At 64.6% G+C, this 12,659-nt stretch carries 22 protein-coding genes; 8 read left to right on the forward strand and 14 right to left on the reverse strand.

Annotated features, from left to right (window positions below; genetic code table 11):
* Window positions 1–55: 55 nt before the first annotated feature.
* From dnaJ to Q7O19_RS03815, 4 genes are all read left to right on the forward strand, one after another.
* Window positions 56–1,195, forward strand: coding sequence for a molecular chaperone DnaJ (dnaJ, locus tag Q7O19_RS03800; protein ID WP_303808755.1), 1,140 nt, complete (start codon window positions 56–58; stop codon window positions 1,193–1,195).
* A 39-nt stretch (window positions 1,196–1,234) separates the two neighbouring features.
* A complete protein-coding gene (locus Q7O19_RS03805) occupies window positions 1,235–2,008 on the forward strand; it encodes an SDR family NAD(P)-dependent oxidoreductase (RefSeq protein ID WP_303808757.1) in 774 nt (257 codons plus the stop codon).
* A gap of 3 nt (window positions 2,009–2,011) precedes the next feature.
* Window positions 2,012–2,713 (forward strand): 6-phosphogluconolactonase, encoded by a 702-nt coding sequence (gene pgl, locus Q7O19_RS03810; protein ID WP_303780704.1) that lies wholly within the window; start codon window positions 2,012–2,014, stop codon window positions 2,711–2,713.
* A 132-nt stretch (window positions 2,714–2,845) separates the two neighbouring features.
* A complete protein-coding gene (locus Q7O19_RS03815; protein ID WP_303808759.1) occupies window positions 2,846–3,916 on the forward strand; it encodes a glycerophosphodiester phosphodiesterase in 1,071 nt (356 codons plus the stop codon).
* A 63-nt stretch (window positions 3,917–3,979) separates the two neighbouring features.
* Here Q7O19_RS03815 and Q7O19_RS03820 read toward each other — a convergent pair whose 3' ends face one another.
* The 12 genes from Q7O19_RS03820 to Q7O19_RS03875 form a co-directional block, all read right to left on the reverse strand.
* Window positions 3,980–4,417 carry a PaaI family thioesterase gene (locus tag Q7O19_RS03820; RefSeq protein WP_303808761.1) on the reverse strand — a complete coding sequence of 146 codons (438 nt, stop codon included), beginning with the start codon at window positions 4,415–4,417 and terminating at the stop codon, window positions 3,980–3,982.
* A complete protein-coding gene (locus Q7O19_RS03825) occupies window positions 4,414–4,866 on the reverse strand; it encodes a PaaI family thioesterase (protein ID WP_303808764.1) in 453 nt (150 codons plus the stop codon). Before Q7O19_RS03825 ends, Q7O19_RS03820 begins: the two co-directional genes overlap by 4 nt.
* Entirely contained in the window at window positions 4,863–5,285 is a 423-nt protein-coding gene (locus Q7O19_RS03830; RefSeq protein ID WP_303808765.1) for a SufE family protein, read from the reverse strand. Before Q7O19_RS03830 ends, Q7O19_RS03825 begins: the two co-directional genes overlap by 4 nt.
* Before the next feature lie 40 nt (window positions 5,286–5,325).
* On the reverse strand, window positions 5,326–5,559 hold the full coding sequence (locus Q7O19_RS03835; protein WP_303784265.1) for a hypothetical protein: 234 nt from the start codon (window positions 5,557–5,559) through the stop codon (window positions 5,326–5,328).
* A 17-nt stretch (window positions 5,560–5,576) separates the two neighbouring features.
* Window positions 5,577–5,828, reverse strand: a complete 252-nt coding sequence (locus Q7O19_RS03840) for a hypothetical protein (protein ID WP_303780694.1) — start codon at window positions 5,826–5,828, stop codon at window positions 5,577–5,579.
* 42 nt (window positions 5,829–5,870) lie between these two features.
* Complete coding sequence (locus Q7O19_RS03845) at window positions 5,871–6,149, reverse strand: hypothetical protein (protein WP_303808819.1); 279 nt, start codon at window positions 6,147–6,149, stop codon at window positions 5,871–5,873.
* 59 nt (window positions 6,150–6,208) lie between these two features.
* Window positions 6,209–6,487 (reverse strand): hypothetical protein, encoded by a 279-nt coding sequence (locus Q7O19_RS03850; protein ID WP_303808767.1) that lies wholly within the window; start codon window positions 6,485–6,487, stop codon window positions 6,209–6,211.
* Window positions 6,488–6,497: 10 nt separating this feature from the next.
* Window positions 6,498–6,878: an envelope stress response membrane protein PspC gene (gene pspC / locus Q7O19_RS03855; protein ID WP_022680716.1), complete on the reverse strand. Its 381-nt coding sequence runs from the start codon at window positions 6,876–6,878 to the stop codon at window positions 6,498–6,500.
* A 49-nt stretch (window positions 6,879–6,927) separates the two neighbouring features.
* On the reverse strand, window positions 6,928–7,116 hold the full coding sequence (locus Q7O19_RS03860) for a PspC domain-containing protein (RefSeq protein WP_303808768.1): 189 nt from the start codon (window positions 7,114–7,116) through the stop codon (window positions 6,928–6,930).
* Between the two features lie 46 nt (window positions 7,117–7,162).
* Entirely contained in the window at window positions 7,163–7,432 is a 270-nt protein-coding gene (gene pspB / locus Q7O19_RS03865; protein WP_303784261.1) for an envelope stress response membrane protein PspB, read from the reverse strand.
* 4 nt (window positions 7,433–7,436) lie between these two features.
* Window positions 7,437–8,114 (reverse strand): phage shock protein PspA, encoded by a 678-nt coding sequence (gene pspA / locus Q7O19_RS03870; protein ID WP_303795432.1) that lies wholly within the window; start codon window positions 8,112–8,114, stop codon window positions 7,437–7,439.
* A 125-nt stretch (window positions 8,115–8,239) separates the two neighbouring features.
* Window positions 8,240–8,377 (reverse strand): hypothetical protein, encoded by a 138-nt coding sequence (locus tag Q7O19_RS03875; RefSeq protein ID WP_303784259.1) that lies wholly within the window; start codon window positions 8,375–8,377, stop codon window positions 8,240–8,242.
* Between the two features lie 177 nt (window positions 8,378–8,554).
* Here Q7O19_RS03875 and pspF point away from each other — a divergent pair, with 177 nt between their 5' ends.
* Window positions 8,555–9,601: a phage shock protein operon transcriptional activator gene (gene pspF, locus Q7O19_RS03880; protein WP_303808770.1), complete on the forward strand. Its 1,047-nt coding sequence runs from the start codon at window positions 8,555–8,557 to the stop codon at window positions 9,599–9,601.
* Window positions 9,602–9,604: 3 nt separating this feature from the next.
* On the opposite strand, the gene Q7O19_RS03885 is transcribed toward pspF, so the two are convergent.
* On the reverse strand, window positions 9,605–10,231 hold the full coding sequence (locus Q7O19_RS03885) for an inner membrane-spanning protein YciB (RefSeq protein ID WP_303784255.1): 627 nt from the start codon (window positions 10,229–10,231) through the stop codon (window positions 9,605–9,607).
* A gap of 80 nt (window positions 10,232–10,311) precedes the next feature.
* On the opposite strand from Q7O19_RS03885, the gene ccmA reads away from it, so the two are divergent.
* The 3 genes from ccmA to Q7O19_RS03900 all read left to right on the forward strand — a co-directional run bounded on the left by ccmA (window position 10,312) and on the right by Q7O19_RS03900 (window position 12,115).
* Window positions 10,312–10,884, forward strand: coding sequence for a heme ABC exporter ATP-binding protein CcmA (gene ccmA / locus Q7O19_RS03890; RefSeq protein ID WP_303808772.1), 573 nt, complete (start codon window positions 10,312–10,314; stop codon window positions 10,882–10,884).
* Entirely contained in the window at window positions 10,884–11,510 is a 627-nt protein-coding gene (ccmB, locus tag Q7O19_RS03895) for a heme exporter protein CcmB (protein WP_303784251.1), read from the forward strand. The genes ccmA and ccmB overlap by 1 nt, the downstream gene beginning before the upstream one ends.
* An 86-nt stretch (window positions 11,511–11,596) precedes the next feature.
* A complete protein-coding gene (locus tag Q7O19_RS03900) occupies window positions 11,597–12,115 on the forward strand; it encodes a cytochrome c family protein (protein ID WP_303808773.1) in 519 nt (172 codons plus the stop codon).
* A gap of 36 nt (window positions 12,116–12,151) precedes the next feature.
* On the opposite strand, the gene Q7O19_RS03905 is transcribed toward Q7O19_RS03900, so the two are convergent.
* Window positions 12,152–12,643 (reverse strand): TspO/MBR family protein, encoded by a 492-nt coding sequence (locus Q7O19_RS03905; RefSeq protein WP_022680706.1) that lies wholly within the window; start codon window positions 12,641–12,643, stop codon window positions 12,152–12,154.
* Window positions 12,644–12,659: the final 16 nt, after the last annotated feature.

Raw genomic sequence — 12,659 nt, forward strand, 5'->3', positions numbered from 1 at the left:
GTGCGCCCGCAGCGATGCGGGCGCACTTCTGCGTTTGTTGTGGGGCGACTGAAGCATGGCCACCGAAATCGACTTTTATGAACTCCTGGAGGTGGAACGCGGTGCCGACGAGGCGGTGCTGAAATCCGCCTATCGCCGGCTGGCGATGAAATGGCATCCGGACAAGAACCCCGGCGATGCCACCGCCGAGCAGAAGTTCAAATCGATCAGCGAAGCCTATGACGTGCTGAAGGATCCGCAGAAGCGGGCCGCGTACGACCGCTTTGGTCATGCTGCTTTCCGGCAAGGCGGCGGCGGTGGCGGCGCTCAGGATTTCGGCGGTTTTGCCGATATCTTCGAAAGCGTGTTCGGCGAATTCATGGGCGGCGGCGGTGGCCGTGGCCGGCGTGGTGGGCCGACGCGCGGCAGCGATCTGCGCTACGATCTCGAAATGTCGCTGGAGGAGGCCTACAACGGCCGCCAGGCGTCGCTGACCATCGACGTCGCCGCCGCCTGCAAGCCCTGCGGCGGCAACGGTGCCAAGCCCGGCACCAGTGCCCGCGCCTGCACCACCTGTGGCGGCAGTGGCCGCGTTGGCATGCGCCAGGGCCTGTTCATGGTGGAACGCACCTGCCCAGCCTGCCACGGCCAGGGCCAGGTGATCGCCGATCCGTGCGAAAGCTGCGGCGGCGCCGGCCGGGTGGAACAGCAGAAGACCATCAACGTCAACGTGCCCAAGGGTGTAGACGATGGCACCCGCATCCGGGTGGCCGGTGAAGGCGAAGCCGGCACGCGCGGTGGCCCGGCGGGCGATCTCTATATCTTTGTCCACCTGAAATCGCATGACGTGTTCAAGCGCGACGGCACCACGCTTTATGCCATCGCACCGCTGTCGATCACGTTGGCGGCGTTGGGCGGCGAGATTGATGTGCCCAGTCTCGACAAGCAGCAGACGACGATCAAGATCCCCGCCGGCACCCAGACCGCCAAGCAGTTCCGGGTGCGCGGCAAGGGCATGCCCAGTCTGAACGGCGGCGGTGCCGGCGATCTGGTCATCCAGGTCGAAGTGGAAACCCCGGTCAAGCTCACCGCGCGGCAACGCAAACTGCTGGAGGAATTCCGCGCCATCGAAGGCACTGAAGGCGGCCGCAACACGCCGAAGAGCCAGGGCTTCTTCGACAAGCTCAAGGGTGTGTGGAGCGAACTGACCGAATAAGGCTGGCCGTCACGCCGCTGGCTGCGCTAAGCCGCCAGCATGAGCCATCGACTTTCTGACCGCCGCTATCTCATCACCGGGGCCGCCCGCGGCATCGGCCTCGCCATCGCCACGCGGCTGGTCGCCGAAGGCGCGCGGGTGATGCTGGCCGATGTGCTGGCAGAAGGCGCGGAGCGGGCTGCCGAGCTGGGCGAGGCGGCCGCCTTCATCCATTGCGACGTGACCAGCCGCGATCAGATCGAAGCGGCCATCACCGCCACCGTGGAGCGCTGGGGCGGTCTTGATGGCCTGATCAACAATGCCGGCATCGCGGTGAAGGGCGACATCCTCACCGAAACGCCCGAGCAGTTCGACCGCGTCATCGCCACCAATCTCACGGCCGCCTTCCACGCCACGCAACTGGCCGCATCGCACCTGATCGCGGCCGGCGGCGGCGTGGTCGTCAACATGTCCAGCGTGAATGCCGTGCTCACCATCCCGGCGCTGCTGGCCTACAACGTCGCCAAGGGCGGGCTGAACCAGTTGACGAAGAACACCGCCATCGCGCTGGCGCCGCACAATATTCGCGTGGTCGGCATCGGGCCGGGCACCATCCTTACTGATCTCGCCAAACAGGCGGTGATGGCCAGCGAAGAAGCGCGCCGCCAGATCATGTCGCGCACGCCGATGGGCCGCGCCGGTGAGCCGGAAGAAATCGCCGCCATCGCCGCCTTCCTGTTGAGCGACGACGCCAGTTACATTACCGGCGAGACCATCTATGCGGACGGCGGCCGGCTGGGCCTCAACTACACCGTGCCCGTTTCTGGAGAATGATGCGTGATTGATGCCGAATGGTGGGAATATGACGACGCCGACGAGATGGCGGAAGCCGTTGCCGGCGACATCGCCTATATCATCGGCCAGGCGCTGGAAGCCCGAGGTCGGGCGCTGGTTGCGTTTCCCGGTGGCGCCACCCCGCTGCCGGCGCTGAAACTGCTGGCTGACATGAAGATCGAATGGGCCGATGTGACCATTCTGCCCACCGATGACCGGCTTGTACCGGTGACCGATCCAATGTCCAATGCCGGCGCGCTGGCACGGCTGTTCCTTCCGAAAAAGGCCCGCGTGGTGCCGTTGACGGCTGGCGAGAAGGATCCGGTCGCCGCTGGTCGCGCAGCGGACGAACGCATCGCCGAATTCGATTGGCCGCTCGATGTGGCATGGCTGGGTGTGGGTGAAGACGGCCACACCGCCTCCATCTTCCCCGGCCCGGATTTCGATGCCGCCATCGCTGGCCCCAAGGCGCGCCGTGCGCTGGGCGTGCGCCCCGATCCACTGCCCGCCAATGCCCCGGTGAATCGCGTGACTCTTACGGGCCCCACATTGGTGACGGCCCGCACCGTCACGTTGGTGCTGCAGGGCAAGGCCAAGCGCAAGGTCGTGGAACAGGCGCTGAAGCAAGGCGCGAGCAGCACGCTCCCGATCGGCCGTCTGCTGGCCGAACTGGACATGGACATCGACATCCACTGGTGCCCCTAACGGCGCTCACCGCACCGTCACCCGCACCCGGTCATAGGTTGTCTGCCCGTCGGTCAGGCTGATTTCGTGCCGGCCCGGCACCGGTGCCCAGCGCGCCTTTTTCCTGTCACGCTGGCCGGCTAGGGGTTAGGAATGATGCGCATGATCCTTGCTCCGCTAATGGTGTTGCTGATGGCTGCTGCCCCCTTGAAACCCGCGCCCGTTCCGGTTGGGCCGCCAGCCCCGCCGATCATCATCGCGCATCGCGGCGCCAGTGCCGAGCGGCCGGAACACACGCTGGCCGCCTATGAACGCGCCATCGAACAGGGCGCCGATTTCATCGAACCGGACCTTGTGCCGACCAAGGATCATCAGCTGGTGGCCCGGCACGAGAGCGAGATCAGTGGCACCACCGATGTGGCCACCCGGGCGGAGTTTGCTGCCCGCAAGGCGACCAAGACCATCGATGGCGAAGCGATGACCGGCTGGTTCACCGAGGATTTCACCCTGGCCGAACTGAAGACGCTGCGGGCGAAAGAACGCCTGCCGCAGTTGCGCCCGGCCAATGCGGTGTTTGATGGCCAGTTCGAAATCCCCACGCTGGCCGAGATCATCGCGCTGGCCAAATCCGCTTCATCTCGCACTGGGCGGACGATCGGCATCTATCCGGAAACCAAGCATCCGACTTATTTCCGCGCTATTGGCCTGCCGCTGGAGCCGGTGCTGCTGCGCGAACTGGCCGCGGCCGGCTGGACCACGCGCGAGGCGCCCGTGTTCATCCAGAGCTTTGAAGTCGACAATCTGAAGGCCCTGAAAGGCCAGACCGGCGTGCGGCTGATCCAGCTGATGGGATCAACCGGCAAATCAGCTGATGGCTATGACTATGCCGCGCTGGCCAGTGCCGAAGGGCTGAAGGCAGTTGCGGCTTATGCCGCTGGCATCGGCCCGGAACGGGTGATGATCATCCCGCGCGGGCCCGACGGCCGGCTGGCCCAGCCCACAAGCCTGGTGCGCGATGCCCATGCGGTGGGGCTGGAAGTGCATCCCTGGACGTTCCGTCCGGAGAATTATTTCCTGCCCGAAGGCCTGAAATCCGGCCCCGATCCGCGCGCAGCGGGCGATGTGGACAGTGAAATCCGCACCTATCTCGCCACCGGTATCGATGGCCTGTTCAGCGATTCAACCGCAGCGGCGGTCAAGGCACTGGCCCAGCCTCAACGCTGACCAAACGAAAGTGCGGGCAGGGGCTCAGCCCCTGCCCGCCGGAGGCCTTCTTCTTCTGATTGGTCAGCGCTCCGGCCAATCCAGCACGAAATTGATGTGCGCCGCCGCGATCGGCTTGTCGAGGCTGCCCTGCCAGGCTTGCGCATGCACATTCACCACGCGGCGGCCCAGCTTGGTGATGCTGGCGGCCGCGCGGGTTTCCACGCAAGCGCCTTCGCGCATGAAATCAACGGTGACGGTGACAGGGCGCACGCGCGGCAGGGCTTCGCCTTCCGGCTGGGCGGCGATCACGGTGAGCAGACCCGCCAGTTCCAGCAGGCCGCCGATGGAGCCGCCGTGCAGGCGGCCGGGTGATCCGATCAGGGTTTCGGCAAAGGGCATCACCAGCTGCAATTCCTCGCCCACCCGTTCGAACGACAGATCGAGCAGGGCGGCATAGGGCAGCAGATCGAGCCGGCCGCTCGGCAGACGGAGCAATGTGGCAAGCGCGGGGCTGGTCATTGCCAGCCTCCGGTCAGTTTCGAGGCGGCAAACATGAAGGTGCCCGTTACGTGCGCGATCGGATCAGCCGGGTCGCCATCATGGGCCAAGCCGCGCACGAAGGCGATCTGGCGGGTCATCCGGTAACATTCGCCGCGCGCCGTCACCGTGGCTTCGGCCTTGGGGCTGCGCACATAATCGGTACGCAGATCGAGCGTGGCGTGCGGTTCAAAGGCGCCGCGGGTGAGCATGGAGGCCATGCCGACGCACGTATCCATCAGCGTGATGATCGGGCCGGATGCCCAGATGCCGTGATCAGGATCGACCAGCAGATGCGGCGCATAGGGCAGTTGCAACTCCACCCAATTGTTGCCGTTGGCGATGAAGCGCAGGCCCAGTTGCTTGTTGTGCGGCACGCGGCCCAGGAACGGCCCCATGAACTGGCTCACCTGATCGGCAAATTCGCTCATGCGGCTTCCCCAAGAGCCTGCTTCGCCAGCGCGTCGATGCGACCGATCATGGAGGCGAGGCCCTGCGTGCGGTTGGAGGAGAGATGCTTCGACAGGCCGAGGCCATCCAGCCGCGCCTTGATTTCGGCGGCATCGATCGCGGCCGGGCGGCGTCCATCGGCCAGCATCAGCACCAGCGCCACCAGGCCCTTTACGATGGCGGCATCGCTGTCGGCGGCAAAGCGCAGCATGTCGCCTTCACGGCTGGGGTGCAGCCACACCTGGCTGGTACAACCGCGCACCTTGTTGGCGTCGGTCTTCAAGGCAGGGTCCATCGCCGGCAGGGCCTGGCCCAGCGCGATGATCAACCGGTAACGGTCGTCCCAATCGTCGAAGGCTTCGAATTCCGCCTCGACATCATCGAAAGTGGTGATGGCCATGATCGCAGCCCATGAAGGGGCAACCGGGCTGCGGTCAAGGTTACAAATCAACGCCTGCGGCGATGGCTTCCAGCTTGCGGATGCGCTCCTTCAGGTCGGCAAGGTCGATGCGCTGGCCAATAGCGGGCAGTTCGGACTGCTGCGGCCGGGCTTCGATTTCGCGCAACTTCAGGCGCAGCCAGCCCGACCAGCCCCAGGCGGCAAGGCCACCGATGAGGGCCAGGCCGGTGAGGGCGGCAGTGGACAGGATCAGGAGGGAATCAGCCGGGGGCATGGTGTGTCTCCTCTCGCTCAATCGTTCTTCAGGGATTCGATTTCATCGGAAAGCCGCTTGGCCGGATCGGTGGCCAGGCGTTCCAGCACGCGGATGCGGTCGTTCAGCCGGGCGACTTCGGATTGCAGGCGCAAATTCTCACCGCTGTCGGCCGCCGGCAGCTCGCCCTTGGAGGCGCGGCGCTGATCCTTGCCGCCGTAGCGACTGGAAAGAACTCTCCCAATCGTGACGATGGCCACGATCAACACCACCATTTCAAACGGATTCATGTCCCTGTTTCCTTTTCTGCCAGCCGGGGCGGGCCGGTTTGGTCAATTCAATTGCTTGGTTTTCAGGCCGTCGATTTCGGCGGCCAGCATGCTGGGCTTGTCGGTGGCGATGCGTTCCAGCACCGCCATGCGATCCTTCAGGCTGCCCAGTTCGGCACGCAGCTGGGCATTTTCCTGGCTGATCAGCCGGATGCGCTCCATCGCTTCGCCACCGCCATTGGGATACATCGGCTTGCCCCAGCTGTTTTCCAGCGGATAGCCGTTCTTCACCTTCATCCAGGTGGTGACCACCCAGCCGATGGTAGAGCTGAGCGCGATCATCACGCCCACTGGGGCAATCGCTTCGATGATCGAGGGGGCCAGAGCCATGGCGGCGCCTTTCAGTTCAGTTTCTTGGGTTCATCGCGCAGCGCTTTGATCTGCACGGCAAGGCCCTCGTTGCGATCAGTGACGATGCGATTCAGCACCGCCACCCGTTCTTCCAGCACCGCGATGCGCCCTGCATATTGGGCGGCCTGTTCGGCGGTGGCGTTGGCTGTCACTTCCAGCTGCTTTTCTTTCAGCTTTAGCCATTTGCTGATCGTGTTCGAGGCAATGGCGACGATCGGGATCGAAAAGATCAGGATCGGGATCAGCGCGTAGATGACATTTTCGTCCATGGCTCGATCCTCAACGCAGCTTTTCGATTTCGTCAGCCAATTGGCGGCTGTCGCTGGTCAGGTGATATTCCAGATCGCGCAGGCGGCGATCGGCGTCGCGGAACTGGGCGTTCACATCGCGCAGCGTACGCTTGGGCGCCACCCGCACGTCGCGCCAGAACTCCACGCGTTCCGGGCTTTGATCATACAGCGTGTTTGGCTTGGCATTGGCGATCCAGCCGATGGCCAAATAGGCCAGGATGGTGGAACCGCCGCCCATGATGGCGCCGATGGCAAAGCCGATGCGGACGAGCGTGACATCCCAGCCGAAATAATCGGCGATGCCGGCGCAAACGCCCATGATCTTGCCGTTGCGTTTGTCGAGGTAGAAGCGGGTGCGGCTTTCAGACATTGCGATTTTCCCTGTTGGCCGGCGCTGACGAAGGCGCCGGGGAGGCGGGTCAATAGGTGGAGGGCGCGACCAGCGCGATCAGCAGGTACAGGATCACCGGCGAGCCAAAGCCGAACACGGCGGCAGCGACAAAGCCAATGCGAACTATCGTGGCATCCCAGCCGAAATAATTGGCGATGCCGGCGCACACACCGAGGAACTTGCCTTCGGTCTTGTTGACGAGAAACTGGCGGCTCATTTTCTTGGCCCTCCTCAGGGGGAATATTGGGGGTCCGGTTGCTGGTTCAGCGCAGCTGGCGGCGTTGATCGGACATGTCGGCGATCCGGCTGTCCTTCCAATTGGGGTTCTCGGCGGCCATGATGCGTTCGACGGTTTCGATACGCTGGTCGAGCCGGCGGGCGAGATCGTGGAGTTCATCGAGCAGGGCTTCGTCCTGCTGGCTGATGCCGGTCTGGCTCTTCCACTTGGTGACATAGTGCATGATCAGCCAAGGCAGGCCGATGACCGGCAAACCGATGCCGAGGCAGAGGGCAATGACTCCGGTGACATCCATGAGATCAGCCCTCCGTCTTGCCGAGACGCGCCTTCATGGCGGCGATTTCGGCATCCACTTCATCATTGTCCTGTAACGCGGCGAATTCGTCGGCCAGGTTGCGGGTGCCGGTGCCATCGGCCAGGCCCAGCGCGTCGGCGCGGCCTTCGGCCATGTCGGCACGGCGTTCCAGTACTTCGAAACGGCTGAAAGCCTCTTCCACGCGCGGCCCGCGGATCATCTCGCGCAGCTTCGAACGCTGGGTGGCGCTCTCGATGCGGTTGATCAGGGCGTTCTGGCGGTTGCGGGCTTCGCGCAGCTTGCTTTCCAGCTTGGCGATGTCCGCTTCGTTCAGGGCGAGCGTTTCGCCCAGCAGATCAATCTCCACCTGGGTGGTGTCGATGAAGCCCTTGGCCTTGTTCTTTTCGACCAGCGCGGCCTTGGCCAGATCCTCACGGCCCTTCGAAAGGGCGAGTTCGGCCTTGTCCTGCCAATCCTGCACGGCCTGCTGCGCCTTGATCATGGCGCGCTTCATTTCCTTCTGATCAGCGATGGTGCGGGCCGCAGACGCGCGCACTTCTACCAGCGTTTCCTCCATCTCCATGATGATCATGCGGATCATCTTGGCCGGGTCTTCAGCCCGGTCGAGCAGGTCGGTCACGTTGGCAGCGATGATGTCGCGGGTGCGGGAAAAAATGCCCATTGGTCTGATCTCCAGAAATTCGAACTTGGTCTTCGTCAGCGTGTGGGCTGATGTTTTGACTGGGGCCGGTTCCAACAAGAGGGGGCGGGCGAGGGGAACCAGAGCCCCAGTCATTATCGCTTTGTTCACGCAATGATATCGTTGTTTACGGCCGGCGTCACCATGGCAGGGCCAGTGGCGGCGGCGACGAAGGTGGTGCCGTTCAGCAGGGCGGCCATCAGGGCCATCACGTTGCGACCGAAGCTGTTATAAAGGGTGCTCATTGTGTTTCTCCTGTTGTGTGGCGGCAGGGGGTGCCGCTCATGCCAGATGTATTGCATGGGTCGTGCCAACTGCTGATGTCGCTCCAACATACTGAAATCATTTGATTAAAAGTGGCCGCGCAATTTTTTTGATAGCCAAGAATTGCCAAACATTGGGGAAATGTGCCAACTCATCGCATGGCCGCGCCAGCCCAGATGATCGGCTCTTCGTTGAGCTTCCTCGATGCCGTCGAACGCGCCTCGGCAGCGGCGGCGCTGAACCGCCCGGTGCTGGTGATCGGGGAACGCGGCACCGGCAAGGAACTGATCGCCGATCGCCTGCACCGCCTGTCCCCGCGCTGGTCGCAAACTCTGGTCAGCCTCAATTGCGCGGCGCTGCCGGAAAATCTGATCGATGCCGAATTGTTCGGTTATGAACCCGGCGCCTTCACCGGTGCACAGCGGGCGCGGGCGGGCCGATTCGAGGATGCCGATGGCGGCACGCTGTTCCTGGATGAAATCGGCACCCTTTCATCACAGGCACAGGAACGCCTGCTCAGGGTGGTGGAATATGGCGAGCTGACTCGGCTGGGATCGAACAAGCCGATCAGTGTGGATGTGCGGCTGGTGGGCGCCACCAATGAGGATCTGCCCGGCCTGGTGGCGCGCGGGCGGTTCCGCGCCGATCTGCTCGACCGGTTGAGCTTCGAGGTCATTACCCTGCCGCCGCTGAGGGAGCGCGCCGAGGATATCGACATATTGGCACTGCATTTTGCCCGCCGCATGGCCGCCGAACTGGGCTGGCCACGCTTCCCCGGCTTCACGTCGAAGGTGCAGGAACAGCTGGCCACCTGGGCCTGGCCGGGCAATGTGCGCGAGTTGAAGAATGTGGTCGAACGCGCGCTCTATCGCTGGGGCGATGCCGAAACAGCGGTGGGGCAGTTGGTGATCGATCCGTTCGAATCGCCGTGGCGGCCAACCTCCAGCCATGTTCTGCTTTACGCGATGCCCGCACCGAGCCCCGCACCCAGCATCAGCCCCGTGGACACCGCCGCCGCCATGCCGGCACCGCGACTGGAGAGCGTCACCGATCTGCGCGGCGCCGTTTCGGCCTATGAAAAGGAAATCCTGGAGTGCGCGCTTGAAAAGCGCCGCCATAACCAGCGCCGCACCGCCGCCGCGCTCAACCTCACCTATGACCAGTTGCGCCATGCCCTGAAGCGGCACGGGTTGTTGGGGGAATGACGATCAATCCAGTTTCAGGCCATGTTTGGCCAGCAGTGGCCCCTGGGCGAGGGTGAATACGAAGATCGCCACGGTGACGCCCCACACCTTGAAGCTGAGCCAGTCATCATAGCCGAGCATGCGCCGCGCCGTTTCGTTGGCGATCAGCAGCGCGATGAAGAAGAGCGCCCAGTTGCGGGTGAGCAGGCGCCAGCCCGTGTCGGTCAGGCCGGGCAGCGCATCTTCCATCACCAGCTGCAGGGTCGGCCGGCCGGTGGCGAGGCCGCCGAACAGCAGCAGGGCGAACACGCCGTAGATGATGGTGGGCTTCAACTGGATGAAGGCCTTGTCCTGCAGCCAGATGGTGAGTCCGCCGAACAGCACGACAATCACCGTGGTAAAGATCATTGCGGCCGGCAGATGGCGCGTCTTGCCCCAATGCCACAGCGCCGCGATCAACGTGGCGACCACGAACACCGCCGTGCCAACAACGGCACTGGCCACTTCGGCATCGGCCAGACCGGGCAGTTGGCCGCGTTCATGCAGCGCCTTGCCCAATTTGCTGGCGCCGAAGAACAGCAGCAGCGGCCCGAAATTGATGGCCATGCGGGCGGTGGTTGAAAGTTGCGGGCGGTCGGGGGTGGGGGGCATGGCGGCAGTGATAGCCAAGAACCGGGCATACGTCACCTCTTGGGGGTGACGAAGCCCGACGGAGCCATTAAGCCGGGGCCGTGGTGGATGCGCTCGTGATCGATAATCTGGCCTGCCGGCGCGGCGGGCGGCTGCTGTTCGAGGCTGTCTCGGCGCAGGTGGCGCCGGGCGGCGCGTTGCTGCTGACCGGCCCGAACGGCGCCGGCAAATCATCCTTGCTGCGGCTGCTGGCCGGATTGCTGCGCGCCGAAGCCGGCAGTGTGAGCGGCGGCGGTCGCCGCGCCTTTGCCGGGCATGACGTGGCGCTGAAACCGCGCCAGAGCCTGAGCGCGGAGCTGGACTATTGGGCGCGGCTGGATGGCGGGCGGGACCGCCTGCCCGGCGCACTGGCGGCGATGAACCTGGCCGGGCTGGTGGATGTGCCGTGCCGGCATCTTTCATCGGGCCAGAAGCGCCGTGCCGCCATCGTCCGGGTGATCGCTGCAGGCGCGGAATGCTGGTTGCTGGACGAGCCCACCGCCGGGCTTGATGCGGCATCCGCCGGCCTGTTGGCGGCCGCAATGGGCCAGCATCGGGCAGCAGGCGGCCTCATTGTGGCAGCGGTTCACGGCGATATCGGCCTGGCTGATGCGGCCACCTTGCGGCTTGGCTGATGTTCGTCACGCTCCTCCGCCGCGATCTTTCGCTCATCGCCCGTTCCCCGGCACTGTGGCTGCCGGTGATGTTCTTCGTGCTGGCCGCCGCCCTTTTTCCTTTCGCCGTCGGCCCCGATGCCCGGCTGCTCGCCCGCATCGCACCCGGCATCATCTGGGTTTCCGCCTTGTTGGCCAGCCTGTTGCCGGTGGAAACCCTGCTGGCCCCCGACGTGGAGGATGGCAGCATCGATCAGTTGATCGCGCGCGGTATCGCGCTGGAACTCGTGTGTGCAGCGCGCATCATCGCCCACTGGATCGGCTTTGCCGTGCCGTTGCTGGCAGCGCTGCCAGTGGCGGGCGTGTTGCTTGGCCTGTCGTCTGACGATGGCACCCGCATCGCCATCGCTTTGGCGCTCGGCACCCCGGCGCTGGCCAGCCTCGCCGTCGTCGCCGCTGCGCTCACGGCGGGCCTGAAGGGCGGGGGCGCGTTGGCCGGGCTGATCGTCCTGCCGCTGGCGCTGCCGGTGCTGATCTTTGGCGTGGGCAGCGATGTGGCTGGTGCGTTCCGGCTGCTGGCAGCGGCCAGCCTCGTGGCGCTTGCCGTGGGGCCGTTCGCGGCGGCGGCGGCGCTCCGTCCCGAATAGGCGGCTGCTGGTCGCCATTCATTGGCCGGAAACATGACGTTGTGGTAATTTATCGTTCCATGCATTTTGCAAAGGAGCATTGCCCCATGCGCGTCCTCACCCTGTCCGGTTTCACTCTGGTGGCCCTGCTCACGACGGCCTGCGGCGGCGCTGACAAGCCCGCTGAAACGCCGACCGCCGAGACGCCGGTGGTGGCAGCACCGGTTGCACCGGCAGCAGAAGCCCCGGCGCCGGCAGCAGAGCCTGCCACTGTTGCTGCAGCCGCTCCTGCTCCGGCGGCCGTTACCTACGCCTCGCTCACCGGCGATGCCGCCAAGGGTGAAAAGCTCTTTGCCCAGTGCAAGGCCTGCCATGTCGCCGAGGCTGGCAAGAACCGTGTCGGCCCGTCGCTGTGGGCCGTGGTCGGCCGCACTGCCGGCAGTATCGCCGGTTTCAATTACAGCAAGGCCAACAAGGAAAGCGGCGTGACCTGGAGCGAGGACGTGCTGTTCACCTATCTCGAAGCCCCGGCCAAGTTCATGCCCGGCCCCCGCATGGCGTTCGTCGGCCTGAAGAACCCGCAAGACCGCGCAGATGTCATTGCCTATCTGAAGACAAAGGCCTGAGCCTTCTGGCGGCGGTCCCGCGCTGAGGCCGCCGTCTCAGAACGGCCCGTTCAGTTCCACGATCGCCCGGTTGAGCATTGCAGCAAAACTCACCCACGCCAGATAGGGCAGCAGCAGCGCCGCCGCAGGGCGGGAGATGCGCCACAGCACCACGATCAGCGCGGCGATGCTGCTCCACAAGATGCCGACTTCCAGCGCCGCATAATCAGGGCGGTGCAGACGGAAAAACAGGAAGCTCCACAACAGGTTGAGGAAGCCGTTGAGGGCAAACAAGCCAATGATGGCTTCGAACGCACCGGTGCTGCGTGCCGCCAGCCAGGCTGTGGTGCCGGAAAACGTGCACAGCATGAAAATGATTGTCCACGCCGGGCCAAACAGCCAGATGGGCGGCGCCCACTCGGGCTGCTTCAACGCCAGATACCACGGGCCGATATCGGTGATGGTGGCCCCCACGGCCGCCGTGAAGGTCGCGGCCACCGCAGCGATGGCGGCGGGCAGTACCCAAGGGGACTCGGCAAATCGCGACATCGCTCTCGTTCTTCCT

Origin of the sequence: Sandarakinorhabdus limnophila DSM 17366 (genome assembly GCF_945882885.1) — a bacterium.
GTDB classification, from domain to species: domain Bacteria; phylum Pseudomonadota; class Alphaproteobacteria; order Sphingomonadales; family Sphingomonadaceae; genus Sandarakinorhabdus; species Sandarakinorhabdus limnophila_A.

What these genes read in the sequence shown, in the direction of transcription:
- Q7O19_RS03905 (WP_022680706.1), bottom strand. Translation starts at nt 12,643, where the DNA reads ATGTCGCGATTTGCCGAGTCCCCTTGGGTACTGCCCGCCGCCATCGCT.
- Q7O19_RS03830 (WP_303808765.1), bottom strand. Translation starts at nt 5,285, where the DNA reads ATGGCCATCACCACTTTCGATGATGTCGAGGCGGAATTCGAAGCCTTC.
- ccmB (WP_303784251.1), top strand. Translation starts at nt 10,884, where the DNA reads ATGTTCGTCACGCTCCTCCGCCGCGATCTTTCGCTCATCGCCCGTTCC.
- Q7O19_RS03850 (WP_303808767.1), bottom strand. Translation starts at nt 6,487, where the DNA reads ATGGACGAAAATGTCATCTACGCGCTGATCCCGATCCTGATCTTTTCG.
- Q7O19_RS03885 (WP_303784255.1), bottom strand. Translation starts at nt 10,231, where the DNA reads ATGCCCCCCACCCCCGACCGCCCGCAACTTTCAACCACCGCCCGCATG.
- dnaJ (WP_303808755.1), top strand. Translation starts at nt 56, where the DNA reads ATGGCCACCGAAATCGACTTTTATGAACTCCTGGAGGTGGAACGCGGT.
- Q7O19_RS03900 (WP_303808773.1), top strand. Translation starts at nt 11,597, where the DNA reads ATGCGCGTCCTCACCCTGTCCGGTTTCACTCTGGTGGCCCTGCTCACG.
- Q7O19_RS03875 (WP_303784259.1), bottom strand. Translation starts at nt 8,377, where the DNA reads ATGAGCACCCTTTATAACAGCTTCGGTCGCAACGTGATGGCCCTGATG.
- Q7O19_RS03805 (WP_303808757.1), top strand. Translation starts at nt 1,235, where the DNA reads ATGAGCCATCGACTTTCTGACCGCCGCTATCTCATCACCGGGGCCGCC.
- Q7O19_RS03840 (WP_303780694.1), bottom strand. Translation starts at nt 5,828, where the DNA reads ATGAATCCGTTTGAAATGGTGGTGTTGATCGTGGCCATCGTCACGATT.
- Q7O19_RS03820 (WP_303808761.1), bottom strand. Translation starts at nt 4,417, where the DNA reads ATGACCAGCCCCGCGCTTGCCACATTGCTCCGTCTGCCGAGCGGCCGG.
- pspF (WP_303808770.1), top strand. Translation starts at nt 8,555, where the DNA reads ATGGCCGCGCCAGCCCAGATGATCGGCTCTTCGTTGAGCTTCCTCGAT.
- Q7O19_RS03860 (WP_303808768.1), bottom strand. Translation starts at nt 7,116, where the DNA reads ATGAGCCGCCAGTTTCTCGTCAACAAGACCGAAGGCAAGTTCCTCGGT.
- pspC (WP_022680716.1), bottom strand. Translation starts at nt 6,878, where the DNA reads ATGTCTGAAAGCCGCACCCGCTTCTACCTCGACAAACGCAACGGCAAG.
- Q7O19_RS03845 (WP_303808819.1), bottom strand. Translation starts at nt 6,149, where the DNA reads ATGATCGCGCTCAGCTCTACCATCGGCTGGGTGGTCACCACCTGGATG.
- Q7O19_RS03815 (WP_303808759.1), top strand. Translation starts at nt 2,846, where the DNA reads ATGATGCGCATGATCCTTGCTCCGCTAATGGTGTTGCTGATGGCTGCT.
- Q7O19_RS03825 (WP_303808764.1), bottom strand. Translation starts at nt 4,866, where the DNA reads ATGAGCGAATTTGCCGATCAGGTGAGCCAGTTCATGGGGCCGTTCCTG.
- Q7O19_RS03835 (WP_303784265.1), bottom strand. Translation starts at nt 5,559, where the DNA reads ATGCCCCCGGCTGATTCCCTCCTGATCCTGTCCACTGCCGCCCTCACC.
- pspB (WP_303784261.1), bottom strand. Translation starts at nt 7,432, where the DNA reads ATGGATGTCACCGGAGTCATTGCCCTCTGCCTCGGCATCGGTTTGCCG.
- pspA (WP_303795432.1), bottom strand. Translation starts at nt 8,114, where the DNA reads ATGGGCATTTTTTCCCGCACCCGCGACATCATCGCTGCCAACGTGACC.